This is a genomic window from Psychrobacter sp. H27, from assembly GCF_059072655.1.
Window position 1 is genome coordinate 63,617 of the sequence record NZ_JCACRX010000001.1, and the last position, 22,867, is coordinate 86,483.

Sequence of the window (22,867 nt, forward strand, 5' to 3'; positions counted from 1 at the left end):
AACATAGTGTTGGCCTTATTATTAATCATACAGACGGTGTCGACTTAACCCAGTCACTGCACGTGATTATTCGTCGTCCATATCTGATGGGGTCAGTAGTATGCTATTGCTGTTACCATCTAGGGTGGTGCGGCGTGTTGGGTTGATGTTTTGTGGATCAACGTTGGCTTCTCTCGCCGTAGAGCCAGTGCTTGATTGACTGGTCACGCGTTCAGCTGATGCTTCTGGCAGACCTAGACCTACATTGATGCCGTTGTTGCCTGAGGCCGTCGTAGTGTTGGCAGTGGTTGCACGAGCAGCGCTTATGCCATTATCACTTGGTAGTCTGAGCTGATTGGCATTGCGAATCATCTGAGTTTTAGTCGCGCCATTATATTCGCCAGTTGCCACTGAGTTGTCAGTTGTGTTTGAGCGACCAAGCTTACCAAAAGTCACTTTATTGAGCCAAGAGCGATCACGTTTGGTGCTTAGCTTCACACTGCCGTTGCTGGTCAACATGTCTGGATAGTTGATTTGCAAGAGGGTTTTGTACTCGTCTGCCAAATCTGTTAGACCAAGCTTGTCGTGGCTATAGGCTAAGACGGCTAGGGCATCTGGAATCGATTCGCTAAGTGGGTAGTACTGGAACACCCATTTGGCACGGTTGACAGCGGCCACATAAGCTTCACGCTCAATATACCAGTTGGCTGCGCTCATCTCGCTTTGAGCAAATTGATTGTAGATGAAGGTCATACGCTGAGCGGCATCTGGTGCGTAAGGGCTGTTTGGATACTTGTTAATAAGCTCTTGGAAGTTGGCAAAAGCAATACGCAAATACGCAGTATCACGCTCTGCTTGGTTGAGTTTAAATAGCTTTAAGCTCTCAGATGAGCCTTCCATATTGGCAACGCCGCGTACATAGTAAGCATAGCTGACTTGCGGGTTAGACGGATATAAACGGATAAACTGCTCAGCACTTGCCGCTGCCATCTCGTATTTATCAGCTTCATACTGTGCGTACATCATGTCGAGCAATGCTTGCTCAGCATATTGACCAGTTGGGTAAAAAGTACGCAAATTGGTCAACTCTTCAATACCTTGAAGATAACGACCTTTATCAATCTGAGCAACGGCATCGCTATAATAACCTTGCTCTGATTTTTCTGCAGTTTCTACCGCATCGACGTCTTTGGCACCCGTTAGGTTTTTGAAAGTTTGGCAACCCACTAGATTGACGCTAAGCGCAAGTAAGGTTATTGAGGACAGCTTGATAAACGTATTGCCAACAGCTTGCATACTTCTTCTCCGACACAAGACGCATAATAGCAGCAGCGCTATCATGCTATATAAAAGGTTAGTGATAAAAACAATTCACGAATAATAAGGTTTTTATCGAATGCAGTTTTTGTTATGACGTGTTTTACTGATAGAACTGATTAAGCTATGAAAAATTTATAAATGTTCAGCCGCGCATGCGTGTTTTATCACAGTCAAACGGTATAGAGAGCAAACGTTGTCGATAGAATACAACGGCACTCAAATACGGCATGTCAACAGGTCATTCAAATACAAAGCATTCAAATATAGTGGCATAGCATACAGCAAAACATGGCTACACTTTATAGAATAACGTCAGCTTCGTCTATTTTTTCGCCATAGGTATTTTACAAGCAGTTTAACATGAGCGGCTATCACGAGCGATATCGAATATCACTGGCTGGAACAAATATACAGTAAATTACAGCAATGTTATGTTCCAGAGAGCTAAGGGGTAAATGTTAAACGCTCAAAATCGATAGATACCAGCCACTTTTATAGGGCTTGGGCGCGTGACATGGTACACTATGGCGATATTGTTTTCGATTTTTTGAGTCCTGATTGCTTTTGTTCGGCAGCTAAAGGTCAAAAAACGCCAACTTTTTATAATTTTTTTTATTACTTTTTTTAAGGCTGCCTTATCACTATCTGTTAAGGGTCTTGATATGTATAAATTCGCTATGAACAATAACGCCATGACTACCCATTTATCACAGAATCAATCGTCAAAGACTGATTCATCAGCACAAGAGCCACCAATGCCAAATAACGTTTTAAATAATGAAGAGCTACCTGATAATCAGACAATGATTGATGAAGCACATGATGAAATACTGGATAACGACGATATGCTCATCGACGATGATGGTGTTGAAGAGCATGGCATTGATGATGGCGATGCAGATGATATAGATGATAGCGACGATGATGAAGCGCCAGTAGCAGGTCAAGCGGTGCCAGTAGTCGTAGATATGACACACATCGTCACAGAAGAAGAGTCTGGTTTGCGCATTGATAAAGTCGCCTCGCAAGTATTTTCAGACTTTTCGCGTGTGCAGTTACAAGGCTGGATAACTGACGGCAGTTTGCTATATAACGGCAAAGTGCAAAAGCCAAAGGTCCGTGTAAAAGCAGATGATGTGCTACATCTATCAACGACGCTGCAGCAGCATAGCGAAGATCAGCCAGAAGATATTGATATCAATGTGGTCTACGAAGATGATGAGGTACTGGTGATCGATAAGCCTGTCGGCATGGTGGTCCATCCTGGGGCAGGCAATCAAACTGGCACTTTAGTCAATGCCTTGCTATACCATTATCCGCAGCAGCACCATCTACCGCGTGCTGGTCTGGTACACCGTATTGACAAGGACACCTCTGGGCTGCTGCTTATTGGTAAGACCAAACCTGCTCAAATGGCACTCATGGAGCAGCTAAAAGATAAATCTGTCTATCGTCACTATAAGTGTGTGGTAGCAGGTGACCAAGCAAGTTTGCTGCGTCATCGCCGTATTGATGCACCGATTGGACGCCATCGTACGCAGCGTACCAAAATGACAGTTATGACAGCAGGCCGTGAAGCGGTGACGCATTTGCTGAAAGTGACGCCCCTTAATGACAACTACTGCCTGCTAGATGTGGGGCTTGAGACGGGTCGTACCCATCAGATTCGTGTGCATTTGAGTCATGTGACTTATCCGCTAGTAGGAGACCGTGTTTATGGTGGACGTCGTCAATTGCGTGCAGGATTGTCCGAAGCACAGCGTCAAGCCATTAATAATTTCCCGCGCCAAGCACTGCATGCTTATACTTTAGGTTTTGTTCATCCAGCGACTGGTGAAGACATCGAAGTTACTACGCCGCTGCCAGAAGACATGCAAAAACTAATAGCCGTATTAAGCGATGGTTATGATGAAGAGTAAAACCTGCTGAAACAATGCTACTGTTGAGTCATTGCTGTACACAGGTATGACACCTATCTAGTCTACGGCAGTGATACAACCAACCTCATCATGAGGTAATCGGTGGATAAAGGGGTAGAGCAGTCATGATAAACAAGCTTCCGACAACAAATAACTTCCCAATGACAATGCTTGCGCAAATGGACGAAGTGGCTGTTTTTCAGACGGCTGCGTTTGCGTATGATGATAGGGATGACTCTGTTACCAGAAACCAGCGTACGGGGTATGAGGGTCAGTCAAATTATGGTGAGCTGAATCTAGGTCTTCATGTCAATGATGATGCGGCAAAAGTATTGGGCAACCGTATGAGTTTATTGGCTGCTATCAATGAGCAGCTGGCAAGTGAGTCATCACTAGATGGGCAGTATGGCAGGATCAATAGTATACATTGGGTCAGTCAAGTCCATGGACAGCAAATCCACGATATTGATATGACAACATTGAGTATGACGCCATTGGCTGCTGATGCAATGGTCAGCCAACAACGTGGGCGCGGACTAGCAATAATGACGGCAGACTGTGTGCCGCTTGTCTTATACCAGCCTACCAGTGGCAAAATAGCGGCGATCCATGCAGGCTGGCAAGGGCTGGCATGCGGCGTCATTCAAGAGACGGTAAAGCGCTTTACCGATTCAGGGGCTATACAGGCTTGGGTAGGGGTCTGTATCAGTCAGGCTAACTACGAAGTAAATACAGACGTTCGAGATAAGCTATTGGCTGGGTGCATAGAGCATCAGACATTATCACAGGAACATATCAATAATTTTGCGATGCTGTTTTCTATCCCATCTATCGATGACAAGGTCAAGCTGGATTTACCGAAGCTTGCTGCCATGCAGTTAGAAGCGGCTGGCGCTACCATTATGAATGATTTGCCAGTTGATTGTAGTTACGCAAATACTCACTATTATTCTTACCGTCGTCAGACACACATGCAGCAGCCGGCAACGGGTCGGATGGCACTGGTCATCGTGCGTCGTTAGAAGCGCTCTAGATATATACACCGCACAGCACGCAATAAAAAAACAGCAGAATAATCTGCTGTTTTTTTATTTAAGAACTAAATTTGTATTAATATAAGATCTGCATTAACAAACAGAATCGCTAGATTTTGGCACAGATAAGCCAAATACAGGGCGTAAATAGAGTGCTAAAAACGTACCTGCCATTGCGAGTATGCCCCAGATATAGCCATGCAAACTAAAAGAAGCGATACCGCCAAAATAAGCGCCAATGTTGCAGCCGAATGCTAAACGTGCGCCATATCCCATCATCAACCCGCCAATGACAGACGCTGCAAAATTACCTGTAGTAATCTTAGTAAATTTGAACAAGCCGCCCGCTGCAGAAGCGATAAATGCACCGACGATGATACCGATATTTAGTACCGTGGTCGAATCTGCAAAGATAGAAGCTTCTAGAGCTGCTGCATTAGCACCCTGCCAGTAGCCCCAGCTGGCGACATCCATACCAAAGCCGCTTGCAATTTTAGAACCCCATAATGTAAAGGCAGAGGTGATCCCCCACGGTTGACCACGCGTGAGCAGTGTCAGTCCGTTGAGTAGAGCCAATACGATAGCGGCAGCAAACAGTGGCCAAGAACCGCGAAAGATCCTTCTCCAGCCAGACTCAGAGGGTACGGGCGCCATCTTTGGTGCGTTTCTCTTTTTCTCAACAATCAGGGTCACCCACGCGATGATACCGAATATCGCAAGAGACAAGAGCCATGCCCCTGTATAACCGAGACCTGTGGAGGTTGCCAAAGAAAAAGGCGCAGCTGCGGGCATCTCCTCTGTCCAAAATGGCAGATGATAAGCGCCAATCGTCGCGCCTACGATGAAGAAGATAAAGGTAATAAACATCACTGAACGGCCGCCGCCTACCGCGTAGAGCGTACCAGAGGCACAGCCTCCACCAAGCTGCATGCCGATACCAAACACGAATGCACCGACGATCAGACTGACACCTAATGGCGCGACATAACCCGCCACAGGTCCACCGAATAGCGTCGTACCATAAGCAAGTATGGGCGCAAACAAAGTAACGGCAACCGCTAGCATCAGCATGTGTGAGCGCATCGCCTGACCATTGCCTACCGCCATGATGCGTCTAAAAGCAGAGGTAAAGCCAAAGCGTGCATGAAAGAGGGTGTAGCCAAGCAACAAGCCAATGCCAAGTAGCAATGATTGAGAGATATGCTGGGTGGCCAGTAGATACACAAGCACCATTAATCCTACGATACCGCCCCCTATGATCAAGGGTTTTTGCGGGGCATTCAGAGCAAGATCGTCTCTGACAATGGGGTCTTTTGTATCGTTTACAGGTTGAACGAGAGTAGTAGTCAAGGTAATAGCTTCCTTATCCGACAGTTTTATCAGATATCGTTTTTATGAGAGTTTCTGTTTTATATGTATGTAGGTCTACAGAGCTGAAAGTGGTCATACGGTCAAATTAAGAGAAGCGCTACATCTTAATCCTATTGGGCGTAATGTAAACCTGAAGCGAGTAGAATAATTTGAATTAGCATATAATTATTTGGAATATAGCAGTCAATTGCTGATATTGTTCGAGGTTGATAGTCGTCTATGTAGTTAATAAACATAAGGGTTATCAGCGTATGAAGGCCATTACGTCTATTTAAGGTAAGACTCTAGGCTGTATTGATCGTGCATAGCGCCTCGTTTGGTAAACCGCGTAGCCTAATAGTTTGATAGGTTAGAATCTAACAAATAACTCAAAAATAAAAATACGTCTGATACAATAGGCTTGAATTCAATGAAGTTCATCGCATATATGATGATACGTGTACGCTGACGTATACAGGTCATGTGGAAGCTTTGTCATTTAGAGATTTTACCATTTAGAAATGTTGTCATCGACGCTTTTGTCCATGAAAGTGGTTGATTTAGTAATCAATTGCTTAGAGTCGCCTGTCAGCACTTGATTGCTTATCAGTGATAATGATGACGCCTTTACCAATCAAAGCGATGTCACAAGCTACTGACCATCGCTAAGTAGCCGATATTTTACAATCTTTATTATCCAACCAATTATTTATTATTAGAGTATGTATGAATACACCTGTTAAATCGTCTGAAACATCTACTGATAGCACGCCCAACGTATCAATCGCTGTTATTTTTCATAGTAATTATGGTCATACCAAGCGTGTCGCTGAAGCGATCGTAGAAGGTGCGCATCAGCAATTGCCGCAAGCTCAAGCAAGGGCAGTCGATATTTATGATATTGATTGGGACTATTTAGATCAGGCAGATTTGCTGGTTTTCGGTAGTGCAGTATATATGGGTAGCGTGACCGCTGAATTTAAGACCTTTATGGATGAGACTTCAAAGCGCTGGTACAACCGTAAGTGGGAAGGCAAGTGGGCCGCAGCCTTTGCCAACTCGGGCGGTTTGAGCGGTGATAAGCTTGCTGTACTACAGCAAATTTCGTTATATGCGATGCAGCATGGCATGAACTGGATCGGTCTGCCCCTGATGCCGACAGGTCATGAGTCACATGACTTAAACCGTTTATCTAGCTTTTTGGGTTTGATGACGCAGTCGCTTGATGGTCCACCTGAAGAGACACCAGGAAAAGGGGATATCGACACCGCTATTTGGTTCGGTGATCATTTGGCAAAGACTATTATCAAGCACCAACCAACTGATACTAAAAGCTAGACGAGCGGATAGCTAACAGACTAGTAGAAGAAAAAAGCAGACACCTTATAATGTCTGCTTTTTTTTATGCCAAATTTATCTTGGAGAGAGTTTTTGTACCGAGTCTCTATTGAGCAATTAGCGTAGTAGTAGGGGCAGCAGTCACAGGGATGGGGCTGTCAACAAACTGAAATGCCTGACACCCTGTCAGCATTATCGTCACTACCAACAAATAAATAAAGCTAAATGACTTCATGATCGTATCTCGAGGGCAGTGTTGACCAGTGATATTTTTCTACTACCGATTATCATAAATAATGGCAGCAAAATGTTGGATGTATTTTAGCTATTATATATAAAAACCAGCCAGCTATAAAAGTTTAGACAAGATATATGTGTTTGACCTTGTTTTTCAAAGGATTATTTATTCAATGGCAACCTGCTTTATTGATCACTCTACTCGGTCTGTTGCCTATATGGCTAAAACGAATGCATAGTGGCAGTATATTTGCTACTACACATATCAATCAGAGCCATTGAGCATCTGTCTATATATCAACTATTCGGTAGTATTGGTAGGCATCCTAATGGGTTGTATTGTAAATAAGAATAGTGATAATATGTTGAAAGCTGACCAAATAGTCAGGTATCTTATATCTTTAAAATTATATCTCTAGCATTAGTTTCTAAACTTCTAGCGAAATTGCTGATATTTTTTATCCGTTTATTTACTATAAAAGTGTACTGTCGTCAATGTATTGGTATCTTGCAAGTGTGCCACAGAGCAGTCAATAAATTAAAGTCTGTAGCACCCATGAGTGATACGAGAACAGTTGCAGTACGATACAAGTCGAGCGCTTAAGCTGAGTGTTTGAGCCGTCAAATCCCTTATTTTTATCTTCATTATTTTAGCCGAGCCTTGCTATGATTAGTTTTTATCTCAATGGAAAAATCCAAGAGCTAACCCAGCTTAACCCCAATACGACGGTGCTTGAGTATCTACGATTGTATGAAGGCCAAATGGACACAAAAGAAGGCTGCGGTAGTGGTGACTGCGGTGCCTGTACGGTGATGGTTCAGCGTCTACCCACAACCAACCAGCAGTCGTCTGATGTCGAAAACGGCGGTAATGAAAGCATTACGTCGCCGTTCTATACTATCAATGCCTGTATCACGCTAGTCTCGCTCATGGATGGTCATCATGTAATGACAGCGGCTTACTTAGCAGACAATCCTGAGCATCACCCTGATCGTGCCTTGTTGCATCCTGCCCAGCAAGCAATGGTCGAGTGTCATGGATCGCAGTGTGGTTTTTGTACCCCTGGGTTTGTGATGTCGCTGGCTTGTGTCTACGAAAACAAGCGTTTGCAAACCAATCAGAATGAATGTGAACAAAGTGATGCCAAGCCACTAAGCTATGATGAGGTCGTCGCGTCGATATCTGGCAACCTATGTCGCTGTACAGGTTATCGTCCGATTATTGAAGCGGGTCTACTGATGGGTGATATCGGTCAGCAAAGACAGGTAGAGCAGTCAGCGGTGAAAGATCTGACGGTCAGTTTGGCGACAGATGCCATGAGTAGTACAAAACAATCAGCAGCCTCTCATACTGCCTTAACTGAAGTCGAACCAGATACTACAGCGTCTCAAAATATTGAAGCTGCATTGACTGATGCTGGGCGACAGTTGTATATGCCTAAAACAGTAGATGAGCTTAATCAAGTATTGGCAGCCAATCCGCAGGCAACGATTTGGGCAGGTGGTACGGATTTAGGGCTCAGCGTAACCCAGCATCTAATCGATCATGACGTCATTATTCAGCTCTCAGGCGTTGAGGCACTAAAGTCATGGTCGCTACTTGACGCAAAACCTGATTCAAAATCTGACTCAAACAGTAATAAGTCAAATAGCGAACAGCTGGTAGCTCAGTCACTAGTGCTAGGTGCTGGCATGAGCTATCAACAGATGCTGCCTGTGCTTGAGCAACACTTCCCAACCTTTGCGCAAGTGTTTGAGCGTATTGCCTCTCCACAAATTCGTAATATGGGCACCATTGGGGGTAATATAGCCAACGCGTCGCCGATTGGTGATCTGCCGCCGATTCTCTTAGCATTGGACGCTTCTATTCATTTGCGTCACTGTGCGACTAATACTGAAGCGTCAAGCGGCTCGTCTCATATGGATGAAATCCTACCGTTATCAGAATTTTTCTTAGATTATAAAAAGACTAAGCTGCAAGCAGGCAGCTACGTCGTCGCTATTCATATTCCTTTGCTACAAGACAATCAGCACTTATTTATTCATAAGATTAGCAAGCGCTACGAAGATGATATCTCAGCGTGCTTGCTTGCGGCGCGACTGGATGTGTCAGCAGATGGTGCAATCATTGAGAGTGCTAAGCTAGGCCTTGGTGGTATGGCAGCGATACCATTGTTAGCGACCAAGTGCCAGCAAGCACTTATGGGACAAGCTACTGAAGTGGCAAGTTTTGAGAAGGCAGCCCAACGCTTATCTGCTGATGTGACACCAATGACTGATGTCAGAGCCAGCCGTGAATACCGCATGCATGTGGTACAGCGTCTATTGGTGAAGTGCGGTAAGCAGTTGGCAGCAGCTATGCAGACTGAGAGTGCCTAATCGTCATCATTGTCAAAAATCAAAAACAGCATCAATAAAAGCGTATTAATAGAAGAGACTTGCCATGAGCCATCATTCGTCCTTATTCGACAGTTATAGTATCCGCCGTGTGCGTCCGCCAAAAAACAAAATTGGCACCTCGGCCAAGCATGATAGTGCGATCAGTCATGTCATGGGGACGGCAACCTACGTGGATGATATTGCAAAACCACAAGGTACGCTACATTTAGCAGTTGGCAAGAGCAGCCATGCTCATGCACGTGTCCTGAGTATGGATTTGAGCGCTGTTAGAGAGGCTGATGGGGTTGTAGATGTTTTAAATTTCCAGGATTTACCGGCGCAAACGGATATCGGTGCGGTGTTCGATGGCGAGCCACTCATGGTGAACGATATTACGGAATATGTGGGTCAGACGCTGTTTGTAGTGGTGGCGAGCAGTCACCGTGCTGCCAAAAAAGCGGCTACTAAAGCCATTGTCGAGTATGAGCCGTTGCCTGCGGTGCTGAGTATCGATAAGGCACTAGAACAAGAGTTTTTTGTGCGTCCGAGTCATTTTATGAAGCGCGGCGATGCGGCGACGGCGCTTGAGAACGCGCCAGTTCGTATCGAAGGTCATATTCATATGCGCGGGCAAGAGCACTTTTATCTTGAAGGGCAAGTGTCTTACGTGGTGCCGTGTGATGATGGCGGGCTAGAAGTATACACGTCGTCACAGCATCCAAGTGAAGTGCAGCAACTGGTCGCTGAAGTAACAGACTTGCCATTTCATGCGGTAAACACAGTCGTGCGCCGTATGGGCGGCGGTTTCGGTGGTAAAGAAACGCAAGCCGCGGCATGGGCTTGTCTGTGCGGTATCATTGCCAAGCGCCACAATGTCCCTGTCAGTATGCGTCTAGACCGTCAAGACGATATGGTCGTAACTGGTAAGCGTCATGAGTTTGCCAACCGCTATGAGGTGGGCTTGGATGAGTCAGGTCGTATACTAGGCGTCGATATGCAGCTGGCTGGTCTGTGCGGTTATGCGCCAGATCTGTCTGATGCTATCGTCGATAGAGCGATGTTCCACTGTGATAATGCATATTATTATCCAGCGGCTCATGTGGCAGGTCATCGCTGCAAGACCCATACGGTATCCAATACAGCCTATCGCGGGTTTGGTGGACCACAAGGGCTGATGACGGCTGAATATATGATGGATCATATTGCCTATACCTTGGGTCAAGATCCGCTACAAGTGCGCCTAGCCAATCTATATCAAGATGGTCAAAGTACGCATTATGGTCAGACCATTGAGCACTTTGATTTGGCGACCATCATGAGCACGCTGGCAGAAGATTGCGATTATGACAATCGCCGTCAGCAAATCATACAAGCCAATCAAAAAGCTGCTGCTGAAGGCAGTGACAAGCGCTTAGGCATCGCGCTAACGCCCGTCAAATTCGGTATTTCATTTACCGTGCAGACGCTCAATCAGGCAGGTGCGCTGGTACATATTTATACCGATGGCAGTATCCATCTCAATCACGGTGGTACAGAGATGGGGCAAGGGTTGTATATCAAAATCGCCCAGATCGTCGCTAATGAGTTCGATGTGGATCTGGATACGGTCAAGGTATCAGCGACGCGTACGGATAAAGTACCCAATACCTCACCAACTGCTGCGTCATCAGGGACAGATATCAATGGTAAGGCAGCACAGAATGCTTGCTTGAGCATCAAAGCGCGCATTGTTGAATTTGCAGCTGAGCATTTTGAGGTGGCACAAGAAGACATACGTTTTGAAAATAACCATGTCTATATCGGTGATAAAGAAACGCTAACTTTTGCTGAAATGATTCAGCTGTCGTATCAGAATCGCATCAGTCTATCGTCTACTGGCTACTACAAAACGCCAAAGATATTTTATGATCGTTCTAAAGCGTGGGGACGTCCGTTCTTTTATTTTGCGCTAGGTGCCGCCTGTGCTGAGGTTGAGATTGACACCCTGACAGGAGAGTACAAAGTGCTGCGCTGTGATGTGCTACACGATGCAGGGCAGTCGATTAACCCTTCCATTGATATCGGTCAAATTGAAGGCGGTTTTGTGCAAGGCATGGGTTGGCTCACAGCAGAAGAGCTGATCTGGAATGATAAAGGAAAACTCGCATCTGACAGTCCTGCCAACTATAAAATTCCAACTGCGCATGATTTGCCTAAACAGTGGAATGTTAAATTATACGACCGCAAAAACGAAGAACAAACTATCTATAACTCTAAAGCCGTTGGTGAGCCGCCGTTTATGTTAGCAGCCAGTGTCTGGTGCGCACTCAACAATGCCGTCGCAAGTCTCGGTGATTATAGAAAGAATCCAGAACTGACCATGCCTGCAACGCCAGAAGCGGTACTAAAAGCAGTGATGCGTATGGAAGGTGCCTCATGGGAGCTAGAGACCAAAGCGGACAAGGATACGATGGATAGCCTTGCCAAAGGTGTAGAAGAAAATGGCGACCTTTATAACGACAAGGTCATGCCGCAAGATGTGCGCCATGCAAAAGACATCGATCCAAAAGAGGTGACAGGCAAACAGACCGATGAGCAGCCAGAAGCGATAGAGCATCCGAATGTCGCAGGGGCGAGAGGTCCTGCGCACAGTGAGTGAGTCATTAGCACCGCCAGTGATCTGGTATGAAGGTCTGGCGCGATATCAACAGCAAGGTATCGCTCATGTGTTGGCAACGGTTGTGGCTGTGAATGGCTCGGCTCCGCGTGCGCTACAGGCCAAAATGATCGTCACGCAGGATGGCATCGTAGATACGCTGGGCGGCGGCGGTCTCGAGCACGATGTGATTACTACTGCTCGTCAGCTACTGAACGGTGAGATTTCAGCAACGGTATCAAAGGAAGTCAAACCAAAAGTATCTGAAGTCAATGATACAAGCGCGCCAAATCCTTCTAAAGCGGTGCGCCGAGACGCGGTTTATACCAAGCATTACCCGCTGGGTGCGAAATTGGCACAGTGTTGCGGCGGTAGCGTCACCGTTATGTTTGAATGCTTTAATGTGATACCGCCGATGTCATTACTGGTATTTGGGGCAGGGCATGTGGCCTCAGCACTCATGACCATCCTTGCTGAATTGCCATGTCAGGTAGATTGGGTAGACAGTCGCCCAGAGATGTTTGAGCGTTATTTAAACAACAAGCCAAATACTGATAAAGCAGATCAGACAGACTGTAACCGCCACACTTCAATATCACATAACGATGCTGAAGCACGACCATTAGCATCAAACAAAACAGCATCAACCCAACCAACCTCTTACGAATTACCAGCGCATATCCGTCCGCATATCGATGACGATCCTGTAGATTTTGTGCGTCCATTTATAGAGCAGGGCGGTCAGCGTTTTATTTTGGTTATGACGCATGACCATAGTGTTGATTTTGAGCTGGTGCGAGCAGCATTAGATACTATTTCTGATAGCAGCTCAGCTGATGATAAGCGCTCAGATATCCCAGTACCTTATATCGGCTGCATTGCTTCGGCCACCAAAGCCAAACGTTTTAGAGACCGTTTGATTCAGCGCGGTTATAGTGAGTCATTAGTGAGTCAGCTCGTCATGCCCATTGGACTATCAATCGGCGGCAAAGAACCGATGGCAGTAGCAGTCTCTATCGTGGCACAGTTGCTACAGCGTTATCATCAGGCTGTTCTTTGAAGGAACTAATTACCTCATAAAACCGTGTCACTTTTTATTAAACAATCAAAACGCTCAGTACTATTTATCAAGATGCTCAGTACTATTAAGCCATGTGAGACCACCAAATGACCCTACATATTTATCAAGCTCGACTGCTGCATTATTTGACCGAAAGCGATCGTACTGAGCGTACACCCTCTAAAATAGCGAACACCAATCAACCTGATCATGCACAGGTATCAACCATTGATCAAAGCACAATGTTATTACCCGTGATTGCAGGCGAGCGCATTTACCCTGAATATATTGCTGATGGTGCGCTTGTTGTAGATGATGTGACAGGACGCATTGTAGAGTACGGTCATAGCGAGACTATCTTATCGACGTATGCTAATGCAGAGGGCAAGCCAGCAGTTAAAATGCATGACTATCGCGATAAACTCATCATGCCAGGTTTTATCGATACCCATGTGCACTATCCGCAAATCGATATGATTGCCGCTTATGGTGAGCAACTGCTCGACTGGCTCAACAACTATACCTTTGTCACCGAAGCCAATTTTGCTGATCCAAAAGTAGCGCACGACACTGCGCAGTTCTTCTTAAACCAACTGCTGGCCAATGGTACGACCAGTGCCATGGTTTTCTCTACCAGTCACCCGCTATCTGCCGAAGCGTTTTTTGCCGAGAGCCACAAGCTCAACACACGTATGATCACGGGCAATGTATTGATGGATCAAAATGCGCCTGAGCAACTGTGCGTTCCTGCTGAACAAAGTATCCGCGATACTCAAGACATCATTGATAACTGGCATGAGCGCGGACGTCAGCATGTCGCCATCACCCCGCGCTTTGCGATTACTTCGACACCGAAGCAGCTACGGCTGGCAGGAGAGTTGTATGCCAGCTACGATAGTGTCTATTTGCAGACGCATCTAGCAGAAAACCGCGATGAGGTGGCTTTTGTGCAGCAGCTGTATCCCAATCACAAAGGTTACCTCGATGTCTATGATGATATGGGTTTGTTAGGTCGTCGTACGACTTTGGCGCATGGGATCTACCTTGAGACATCAGAGTATGAGCGCCTACGCGCGACTGGCACACAGATATCACATTGTCCGACGTCCAATCTATTTTTGGGTAGTGGACTGTTCGATTTACCCAAGACCTTAAGCTATACCGGTGTCAGTATCGCCACCGATATTGGGGCAGGCACGAGTCTGTCTATGCTGACGACATTATCAGAGGCTTATAAAGTTCAGCAACTACAGAGCAATCAGTTATCAGCGCATCAAGGGTTGTATCAGATTACTTTGGGCAATGCACAGTCGCTGCTATTGGATGATAAGATCGGTAATTTTATGCCCAATAAAGAAGCCGATTTTGTCATCATAGATATGGGTGCGACGGAACTGATGGAGCGACGTATGGCACAGACCAAATCACTCGAGGAGCAGCTGTTTGTACTGATGATGCTGGGTGATGATAGAGTGATCGAACAGACAGTCGTTGCAGGTGTGAGTCGCTATCGCAGCGCTGCCTTATAGGACAAATACATCAGTGTATGCTTGCACCAATAACGCAGCCAGTAGATGTCTAATCAGAAATAAAAACCCCTGCTTCTACCAGATAGAAGCAGGGGTTTTTACGAATAAAGGTATCTTTATCCTATGTTAAAAATGGAACTTTACTAAGGCGCTAGGGGCGCTTTGATTGACACCATCGACACCGTATTTGTTTTTCCAATAACTATACTCCATGCCGACTTCTAGGCGGTTATCAATACCGAGCACCTCCTGTAGATTGTATTTGATTTGCGGATTGATATGAATATTATCTTCAATATCATCGTTATTAAATGAATAATCGATAAAGCCGTCCACTACAAAATTGTTACGCTCCCAACCATAGGTCAAGGTGATTTGTTGATCATCATCGATATTGTCATTAAAAGCATGGTATAGCGTTGCAGACGCGTACGTTGTCCCTGGAATAGGGATATTTAGATCGGCACCAATACCAACCAAATAATTGTCTTGATCAAAGCCAGTACTGTTTGAGCCAAATTCATAAGTAGCGGCTAAATTAACTTGCTTTATAAAGCTATCGTTAAAAGTTGCCATTTTTAGTGTAGGAGACAGCTCGCCATAAGTTTCTCTAAATCTATTGTTTTCAATATCATTGGCACCTTGATTTCGATCGACAAAGAAGAATACACCGCCTCAGTCGTGCGCAGAGACATGCTCTAATGTAACAGTCGTCAGCTCTCCATCCTCTACAAGGTCATAGTCACTGCCGTAAAGTACAGAAACGCTCGTATCGGTAAAATAGGTCTCAGCTTGGAGGTTAGACATGCTACCGAAAGCGGCGACAGCAACTGCCACCATTGACAACGGTTTAAGCAAAGACGGCTTTTGGCTAAATGGTTTCTGATTAGACAGTTTAGAGGTGGAGAGTGGGCTCGTTCGTAAATCAAAATGCAAAATGTAACTCCTTTATGTACGATGGAATATTAATTACCTTAAATTTATCTTTGATAATTCATAAAATAGGTTGTTGTTTGAAAATCACTATCAACTAACAATAAGCGTGCTATTGACCGGTTCTGTTTTTAAGTAGAAATCAATAAGTATCATTCATACGCTTACCCCTAAAGAGTATTCAATAATCGTGCCACGAACCTATAAAATATATGCTCTGCAGCATTTACTGGCTTTTATGCTTATTTGCTATTATCAGGGTATAAAATAAGCAAAATAGCCCTTAGTTTTTCTTAAATGCCAGACGCATCTTCTATATATTTGAGTAAATATAGAAAACAGTGCTTTTGGATGAAAAAGCACGTGATAAAAGCACCAAAATAGACCTTTTTATGCCCTAATTTGGGCTGTATAAAATACCTTTGAGTCAACATAGATAGGACTTGCCGATCTGCCAAACATAAAAAAGCCAGCTAATAGGACTTAGCTGGCTTTTAGTTTGTATCGTACGTGCCGTATTAGCTGGTTAGCTGCACTCGTCTGCTAGTTTAATAAATACATGCCAGTCAGTAATATCTATCTCGTGGCAATTGTTACCGTCGCCATTGATGCGATCAACCACCAGGAAATCACTATCACGCCCTAGAGCCAGTAGTGGATGATGCCAGACGTTAGCGTCATATTGCACACCCTGATGAGAGGTGGCATAGAATACAGCGAGGTCTTCAGCAGACTGGGGCGGTGTACCCGCTTTTGCAACAACGACGACATAGTCCTGACCTTCCATAGACACAAACGCTTGTGTTCCAAGTGGGTGGTATTCCATGACGGAGAGGACAATAGGGTTCTCGCGCTTTTTGGCACGAAAGATACTCATACCTACTGTACCACCCTCAAGCTGGCTTTCAGCAAGTGCATGATGGCGAACGGCATAGCCATTATTGATCTCATAAGTATTGTCAGCGGTTTGCTCATCATCACTATAGCGCTCGATCACCGAACCATAGGGGGCAAAATTTTCCTTCGTCAAAGGTATGGCGGTTAATGTGACAGACATTAGGTAGTCTCGCTATCGTTGGGCTGGGCCGCGGCATTGTCAGCAATCTGTCCATATATACGCACGCGGCTGATACCACCATCTGGGAAAATGTTCACTCGAATATGAGTGATAGGCTGGTCTATCTGAAGCTTATCTTTACTAAAAGTATGGACGTCATTAGCATTGGTCTTTTGCGGCTCAAGTAACGTCTCCCAAAACATACTTTGAGTCACTAGCGTTTGCTCTGGTGTGTTTGGTGAGTAGACCGCTTGGATCGAGACTTTGTCAGGATAGTTGCCTTTAAAGTGAGCCGTATCAATCTCAATAGAATCAACGATACCTGCTTGACCTAAGGCAATGATGCACCAGTCGTTACCTGGCTCACGGCGACGACGAGTCTCCCAGCCATCCCCCATATTGGGTGCTTTGGTCGGTAACAGTAAGTTGCTGGCTGCGCCAAAGTGCGCATCATTGCTAGCAATCGCGCGACCACCATTTAGCGCACCTGCCAAATCGAGCAACTCGCCTTGAGTATTGAGGCTCGCATCAAGCTGGATATCACCGTAGACACGTAGCCTAGCAACGCCGCCATCTGGATAGATATTCAAACGAATATGGGTCACCGTTTGCTCATGATCGATCTCGACAAACTCATGATTGTGTCCTTGTAGCGGCGTCATACCTACAAGCGTTTGCCAGTTTTTACCGTCCCAGTCTTCTTTGCTTAGGTTGGCAAGTTCAGTATCAGTCTGCTGTAATAGCTCTGGTGCATACAAAGCATCGACACTGGCAGAAGAGGGGAAGTTGCCAGTAAAGTGACTGGTATCGATATCGAGCCCAGCGATTTTGGTTGGGCGGGCAAGTTGAATAACCAAGTAGTCATAACCCAAATGACGCTTGCGACGCGTCTCCCAGCCGTCCATCCATTTACCATTGTTATCGAATTTACCAACCACAAATATAGGCGCATCCGGATTTAGAATACGGCTTTTATCTGCAAAAAAATCATCAGTCGCAAACAGTGATTTTGCGCCTAAGCGACTGTCAGCCACGTTTGATTTTTTGGTAAATGATGGCAATGTCTCAGGTAAATTGTTTGCTGAGAGAATTTGTCCGACTTCTGAACTACTTTGACTCATCGTTATTTCCTTTATTCTATATTAGGTTGTATTTATCGTATGCGGTCTGTCTTATATGGTCAATATATCAAGATAATGACGGCGCTCACATCCAGTTGGCAGTGTTGTCTGACGTGGCAGGGTGATTGTCGTACCAGTGCTTGGCGATGTCATCACGGCGACATATCCATACGTCAGGTTTATTGGTGATATATTGCAAAAACTGCTTTAACGCTTTGATGCGTCCTGCACGTCCGATAATTCGGCAGTGCAAACCAATCGTCAGCATTTTCGGGGTATGCGCGCCTTCTTCGTAAAGGGTATCAAAGCTGTCTTTGAGATACTGATAAAACGGCTCTGCATGAGTAAATCCTGGACTTGAAGAAAAGCGCATGTCATTAGTCTCTAAACTATAGGGTATGACCAGATGCGGCTTACGCGTGATGACATTGCCATCTTGCACTTTTACATTGAGCCAGTAGGGTAGCTCATCCCCATACGAGTCAGAGTCGTAGACATAGCCGCCTTGCTCAGCGACTAACTCGCGAGTATTTGGGCTATCGCGTCCGGTATACCAGCCGAGAGGCTGATTACCTAGCATACGCTTGAAGATAGTAGTAGCACAGCGAATGTGTTCGCGCTCAGTCTCGCGGTACATGTCCTGATAGGTAATCCAACGTAGACCATGACTGGCAATCTCATGACCGTCTTCTAACACACGCTCAATAATGTGCGGCGTTTTTTCGGCAGCGGCAGCACAAGTAAATGTGGTGATAGGAACGCCGTACTCTTTAAAGACGTCTAATACACGCCATACACCGACACGACTACCGTACTCGAAAGCAGACTCAATAGACTGATGACGGTTATTGAATTCTGGTGTGCCCAAGATATCAGATAAAAAGCGCTCTGATTGTCCATCGCCATGAATGACGCTATTCTCTGCACCTTCTTCGATATTGAGTACAAACTGTACGGCGATTCTCGCGCCGCCAGGCCAGTTTGCTTTTGGTGGATTGTCGCCGTAGCCCTTTAGATCTCGTGGATATGTACTTAGATCAAAGTCACTGGTAATCTTTTGGGTCATTATCGATGTTCCTATATCTCTTAGAGCCTTAAATGTTTATTTGAAGGTTACTGGCCATAGCTTTTCTTAGATCGTAAATTAAAGCGATGATGCATATGCGACAAGCTGCTGGCGCTCTGTATCTGTCAGCTGCGTGATATTACCAAGTGGCATGTAGCCGGTCTGTACCGCAGTGACGACTTTTGCTTTATGTATTCTCAAATCTTCTGGTGTCTGTAAGATAATACCTGCTGGAGGCGCGGCAAACCCCTGTTGCGTTGGTTGTACGGCATGACAAGTGCTACAGCGTGTATGCACCACATCCATCATCGCGTCATCTGCTGACGCGCTTACGGGTACGGCTTCAGCAGTGGCAGTATTATCGGTAACACTGTTATTAGTACTACTATTAGGATTGGCATTAGCATTAGTAGCGGTATCAGTGTTTGAGTCAGGAGTCATGCTTGCAGCTGGTGGCGTGCTATCAGTCGTCGTAGACGTTACTGAGGCAGTAGAAGGCATTGCAGGCGCTGGCTCAATCGGCTCAGGTCGCATCCAGATAATGAGCAATACGGTCAGTATCGCTGGTATGACTAGGTAACGCGGTTTTTTGTGTCCCAAGTGCTTTTGGTTAAAGTAATGACGGGCAGTCGCGGTAATGATACCGACGAAGACCAAAACCAACCAACCTTGCTCGTGAGCATACATCATTGGATAGTGATTACTGATCATGGTAAAGATAAGTGGTAGGGTAAAGTAGTTGTTCATCAATGATCTATTTTTGGCTTGTAGCGCCAATTCAGCCACTTCTTTACCCGGTTTTTCGCCGCGCCTTACGCAATCTACGAGGGCGCGCTGTGCCGGCATGATACCAAAGAACACATTACCGACCATCACCGTACCCAAGATAGCACCGATATGGATAAATGAGGCGCGATCACTAAACAGCTGGTACGAACCCCAACAGGCAATGATCAAAAGAATAAAAATCAACGTACTAAATATTAGGGCGTTTTTACCCAAATGACTGCGGACGATGACCTCATAAATAAAGTAACTACCAAACAAAAACAGCAAACTTGTGGCAATAGCGCCGATACTGGTAAAAGGTACCTTACTTGGGTCAATTAAGTAGGCAGTTGCATTGGCATAATAGACGATAGACATCATCGCCGCACCCGTTAGCCACGTGGTATATGCTTCCCACTTAAACCAATGTAGGGTTTTTGGCATCTCTTCTGGTTCGAGCTTGTATTTGGCAATCTCATAAAACCCGCCACCATGTACGGCCCAAAGATCGCCTGAGATACCTTTGTCTGCTTTCCACTGTGGCGGCTTGCGTAGGCTCAGATCTAGCCACACAAAATAAAATGAGGCACCAATCCATGCTACCCCAGCGATGACATGAAACCAGCGGAAAAATAAACTCAACCATTCGAGAAGATAGGCACCCATGTAGTAATTGTCCTTTAATATGACCGTGTCTTGATAAAATATATTGATAAGCTTTTTTGATAATTAATAACGACCATGGTTTATGATCGCTTGGATATAAAGTAATGAGATAAAGTGGCAACGTCAGCAAAATGTCAGCAATGAGTTATGATCATATAACGCGAATACACATTAAAGGACACCACGCTCTATAGGCTACGATCCACGGTACGTGCTATAACCATGGGCACTCAGTAGTAGCGGCACGTGATAGTGACTGGCATCATTCACCACAAAATCGATAATGACTTGCGGATAAAATGCAGTCAACTGCTGGGCATCAAAATAAGACTGAGTATCGAAAGTCACGGTATAGCGTCCGATGCTTAGCTGCTGCGCTGCGCTATCGAGCATGGTAACAAATTGCCAAGCATCTGGGGTGACACGGCCATCTTCATTGGTCGTACCGTGTGCAAGTAGGGTGGCGCCGCCGCTGTCCTGTATACGGTGTAAAGTGACAGCGATATTGGTGGCAGGCTTACCAAGATGCGTATCCAAGATATGTGATGATAGGGTGGCAGACATGATGCTTCCTTTATATTTATTAGCGATGTAAATTCAGTAGCGATGTGAATGAGTCTAGAGTGATTGATGAATAAACCATTGTATGAATGTTGATCTTACGGTTCATCAAGTCGCAGTTATCTATGCCTGACCGAATAATTTATGTAGACGTAGGCGTGTGATCTTGTTTTGTTCAGTGGCTGCGTTCGCCAGCTCAGTGGTACGCTCATTAGGCAGACGAGCCAATAGTAAATCAAGCATTTGCTGCGCGCTTTTGCCAGTGGCAAAGACAATAAAAATAAAACCAAACTTTTCCAGATAGTCCTGATTGCCTTTGGCAAGTGCTTCGAGCACATCGTCAGCTGCATCATTAGCACCTGACTGCTCGTGGGCGGCGCTACCTTGCGTATTGCGATATTTTTCTTTTAGGGTTGCCACGTTACCGATTTGTGGATGACCATCGAACGCTTCTAGCAAGTCGGCCTCGTTGGTTTGTACCTCATGCCAGATAGTATCGCTACTCGTTAGCAGTGTATCCAAGTCTGTAAAAGGACGCGCATCAGCAAGTTTGCTCGCCCACGTGCTGCTGGTACAACACGTTAGCAGGTGCTCGACAGCCAACTCTTGAGACAGATCATTAAATTGCGCTAAGGTTAAGCTCACGATGATATCCTTTTATAATATGACAGGCCGTTTACCTATCGGGTAACGGTTGTCTAATAATGATTTATACATTATGGTTATGGGCATAAATGTGACGGTAGCAGTAGACGTTTTACTATATCCATTTGCTATATCCATGTTGTTTTGCATGCGTATATATTTCACTTGCTGCATTTAATTCTTTATCGTTAATAACCATGATTTGTGTGGGATAGCATTGATAATAAAAAACTGCTTTACCGCATGAATGCTAACAATTCAATGGTAAAAAATCATGGCAACATGATTTTAGTAGTAATGTGATGAATTTATAGTTACCATTTTGCTAAAACCTGACTAATTGGTCAACTGTTTTATTGGAAATATTTTTATCCAGAGAATAATGCTGCACAACTCTGTGCATTGATAACCAAACGTCTCAGGAAAAATAACGACTATTTTGTCGAACCTGCCACTCGGAGTGAGATACCACTACCATGACTAAAGACAACCAAAAAGAAGATACCCTTACTACTGACGCGCCCTCGCATCGAAGCCAGCAAGCGACGCGTGCACACAATCAATCTCTAATACTGGCAGCAGCCGAAGAGGAGTTTGTGCTCCAAAGCTATCGCGGTGCTACGATGCAAGGAATTGCGGATAGAGCAGGGCTACCCAAAGCCAATGTTCATTACTATTTTAAAAACAAAAAAAATCTGTACATGGCGGTACTGCGCTCAATCATTCAGGAATGGAATGAGGGCTTGGTCACTATGACCGTAGAGAGTGATCCAAAAACTGTCATTGAAAAGTTCGTCCGTACCAAATTGCAACAAGCCTTTGCCAACCCGAGTCGTCATAAACTGTTTGCTATTGAGGTTATTGGCGGTGCGCCGCACTTACACGAGTTTATGTCTACCACGATGAAGGACTGGGTAAACGATAAAGCACAAGTCATGAAAGAATGGCATAAGCAAGGAAAGATAGGTATTACGGATCCCTTGCAACTCTTGATTTTGATATGGGCGACGACCCAGCGCTATGCAGAATTTGAGATAGAAATTGTCGGCTTAATGGACAAGACCGCTTATGATGCAGAGGACCAGGCACGCGCAGAAGCGTTTTTAGTACCCTTTATTCTGCGAGGTTGCGGGCTAGAATAATTACGGATTAAAGTCACAGGCTTTATGTCGTATGGGTTGTCTACGTTGAGTAGTCTACCTTTCATCACCAAGCAGTGATACTGTGTTTTTCGCTGTTTGGTGATGAAAGGTTGTCAGTCAAGCTCAGT

18 protein-coding genes are annotated in these 22,867 nt (G+C 45.2%); 8 read left to right on the plus strand and 10 right to left on the minus strand.

Going from position 1 to position 22,867, the window contains the following annotated elements; genetic code table 11:
- Positions 1–66: 66 nt before the first annotated feature.
- Positions 67–1,275, minus strand: coding sequence for an outer membrane protein assembly factor BamD (locus tag AC5JPY_RS00260; protein ID WP_493851692.1), 1,209 nt, complete (start codon positions 1,273–1,275; stop codon positions 67–69).
- Positions 1,276–2,144: 869 nt separating this feature from the next.
- Here AC5JPY_RS00260 and AC5JPY_RS00265 point away from each other — a divergent pair.
- Both AC5JPY_RS00265 and AC5JPY_RS00270 read left to right on the plus strand, forming a co-directional pair.
- Positions 2,145–3,218 (plus strand): RluA family pseudouridine synthase, encoded by a 1,074-nt coding sequence (locus AC5JPY_RS00265; RefSeq protein ID WP_443524825.1) that lies wholly within the window; start codon positions 2,145–2,147, stop codon positions 3,216–3,218.
- A gap of 125 nt (positions 3,219–3,343) precedes the next feature.
- A complete protein-coding gene (locus AC5JPY_RS00270; protein WP_493851693.1) occupies positions 3,344–4,240 on the plus strand; it encodes a purine nucleoside phosphorylase YfiH/LACC1 family protein in 897 nt (298 codons plus the stop codon).
- Between the two features lie 105 nt (positions 4,241–4,345).
- Here AC5JPY_RS00270 and AC5JPY_RS00275 read toward each other — a convergent pair whose 3' ends face one another.
- Positions 4,346–5,602 (minus strand): YeeE/YedE family protein, encoded by a 1,257-nt coding sequence (locus AC5JPY_RS00275; protein ID WP_493851694.1) that lies wholly within the window; start codon positions 5,600–5,602, stop codon positions 4,346–4,348.
- A 726-nt stretch (positions 5,603–6,328) separates the two neighbouring features.
- Between AC5JPY_RS00275 and AC5JPY_RS00280 the strand changes: the two genes are divergently transcribed.
- From AC5JPY_RS00280 to guaD, 5 genes are all read left to right on the plus strand, one after another.
- Complete coding sequence (locus AC5JPY_RS00280; RefSeq protein WP_443524159.1) at positions 6,329–6,940, plus strand: flavodoxin family protein; 612 nt, start codon at positions 6,329–6,331, stop codon at positions 6,938–6,940.
- A 903-nt stretch (positions 6,941–7,843) separates the two neighbouring features.
- Complete coding sequence (locus tag AC5JPY_RS00285) at positions 7,844–9,556, plus strand: xanthine dehydrogenase small subunit (protein WP_493851695.1); 1,713 nt, start codon at positions 7,844–7,846, stop codon at positions 9,554–9,556.
- A 64-nt stretch (positions 9,557–9,620) separates the two neighbouring features.
- Positions 9,621–12,194, plus strand: coding sequence for a xanthine dehydrogenase molybdopterin binding subunit (xdhB, locus tag AC5JPY_RS00290; RefSeq protein ID WP_493851696.1), 2,574 nt, complete (start codon positions 9,621–9,623; stop codon positions 12,192–12,194).
- Positions 12,187–13,251, plus strand: a complete 1,065-nt coding sequence (locus tag AC5JPY_RS00295; protein WP_493851697.1) for an XdhC family protein — start codon at positions 12,187–12,189, stop codon at positions 13,249–13,251. The genes xdhB and AC5JPY_RS00295 overlap by 8 nt, the downstream gene beginning before the upstream one ends.
- 107 nt (positions 13,252–13,358) lie before the next feature.
- Positions 13,359–14,780, plus strand: coding sequence for a guanine deaminase (gene guaD / locus AC5JPY_RS00300; RefSeq protein ID WP_493851698.1), 1,422 nt, complete (start codon positions 13,359–13,361; stop codon positions 14,778–14,780).
- A 126-nt stretch (positions 14,781–14,906) separates the two neighbouring features.
- Here the strand turns inward: guaD and AC5JPY_RS00305 are convergent, their stop codons facing one another.
- The 8 genes from AC5JPY_RS00305 to uraD form a co-directional block, all read right to left on the minus strand.
- Positions 14,907–15,356: a hypothetical protein gene (locus tag AC5JPY_RS00305; RefSeq protein WP_493851699.1), complete on the minus strand. Its 450-nt coding sequence runs from the start codon at positions 15,354–15,356 to the stop codon at positions 14,907–14,909.
- A gap of 99 nt (positions 15,357–15,455) precedes the next feature.
- Positions 15,456–15,716, minus strand: a complete 261-nt coding sequence (locus AC5JPY_RS00310) for a hypothetical protein (protein ID WP_493851700.1) — start codon at positions 15,714–15,716, stop codon at positions 15,456–15,458.
- Positions 15,717–16,239: 523 nt separating this feature from the next.
- Positions 16,240–16,770, minus strand: coding sequence for an ureidoglycolate lyase (locus AC5JPY_RS00315; RefSeq protein ID WP_493851701.1), 531 nt, complete (start codon positions 16,768–16,770; stop codon positions 16,240–16,242).
- Complete coding sequence (gene alc / locus AC5JPY_RS00320) at positions 16,770–17,891, minus strand: allantoicase (RefSeq protein ID WP_493851702.1); 1,122 nt, start codon at positions 17,889–17,891, stop codon at positions 16,770–16,772. The genes AC5JPY_RS00315 and alc overlap by 1 nt, the downstream gene beginning before the upstream one ends.
- An 85-nt stretch (positions 17,892–17,976) precedes the next feature.
- A complete protein-coding gene (gene puuE / locus AC5JPY_RS00325) occupies positions 17,977–18,957 on the minus strand; it encodes an allantoinase PuuE (protein WP_493851703.1) in 981 nt (326 codons plus the stop codon).
- 78 nt (positions 18,958–19,035) lie between these two features.
- Entirely contained in the window at positions 19,036–20,391 is a 1,356-nt protein-coding gene (locus AC5JPY_RS00330; RefSeq protein ID WP_493851704.1) for a urate hydroxylase PuuD, read from the minus strand.
- Positions 20,392–20,586: 195 nt separating this feature from the next.
- The gene (uraH, locus tag AC5JPY_RS00335) at positions 20,587–20,955 is read right to left on the minus strand and encodes a hydroxyisourate hydrolase (protein WP_443524145.1); all 369 of its coding nucleotides are present in this window, start codon (positions 20,953–20,955) and stop codon (positions 20,587–20,589) included.
- A gap of 120 nt (positions 20,956–21,075) precedes the next feature.
- Entirely contained in the window at positions 21,076–21,597 is a 522-nt protein-coding gene (uraD, locus tag AC5JPY_RS00340; RefSeq protein WP_443524144.1) for a 2-oxo-4-hydroxy-4-carboxy-5-ureidoimidazoline decarboxylase, read from the minus strand.
- A gap of 476 nt (positions 21,598–22,073) precedes the next feature.
- Here uraD and AC5JPY_RS00345 point away from each other — a divergent pair, with 476 nt between their 5' ends.
- A complete protein-coding gene (locus AC5JPY_RS00345; protein ID WP_443524142.1) occupies positions 22,074–22,739 on the plus strand; it encodes a TetR/AcrR family transcriptional regulator in 666 nt (221 codons plus the stop codon).
- Positions 22,740–22,867: the final 128 nt, after the last annotated feature.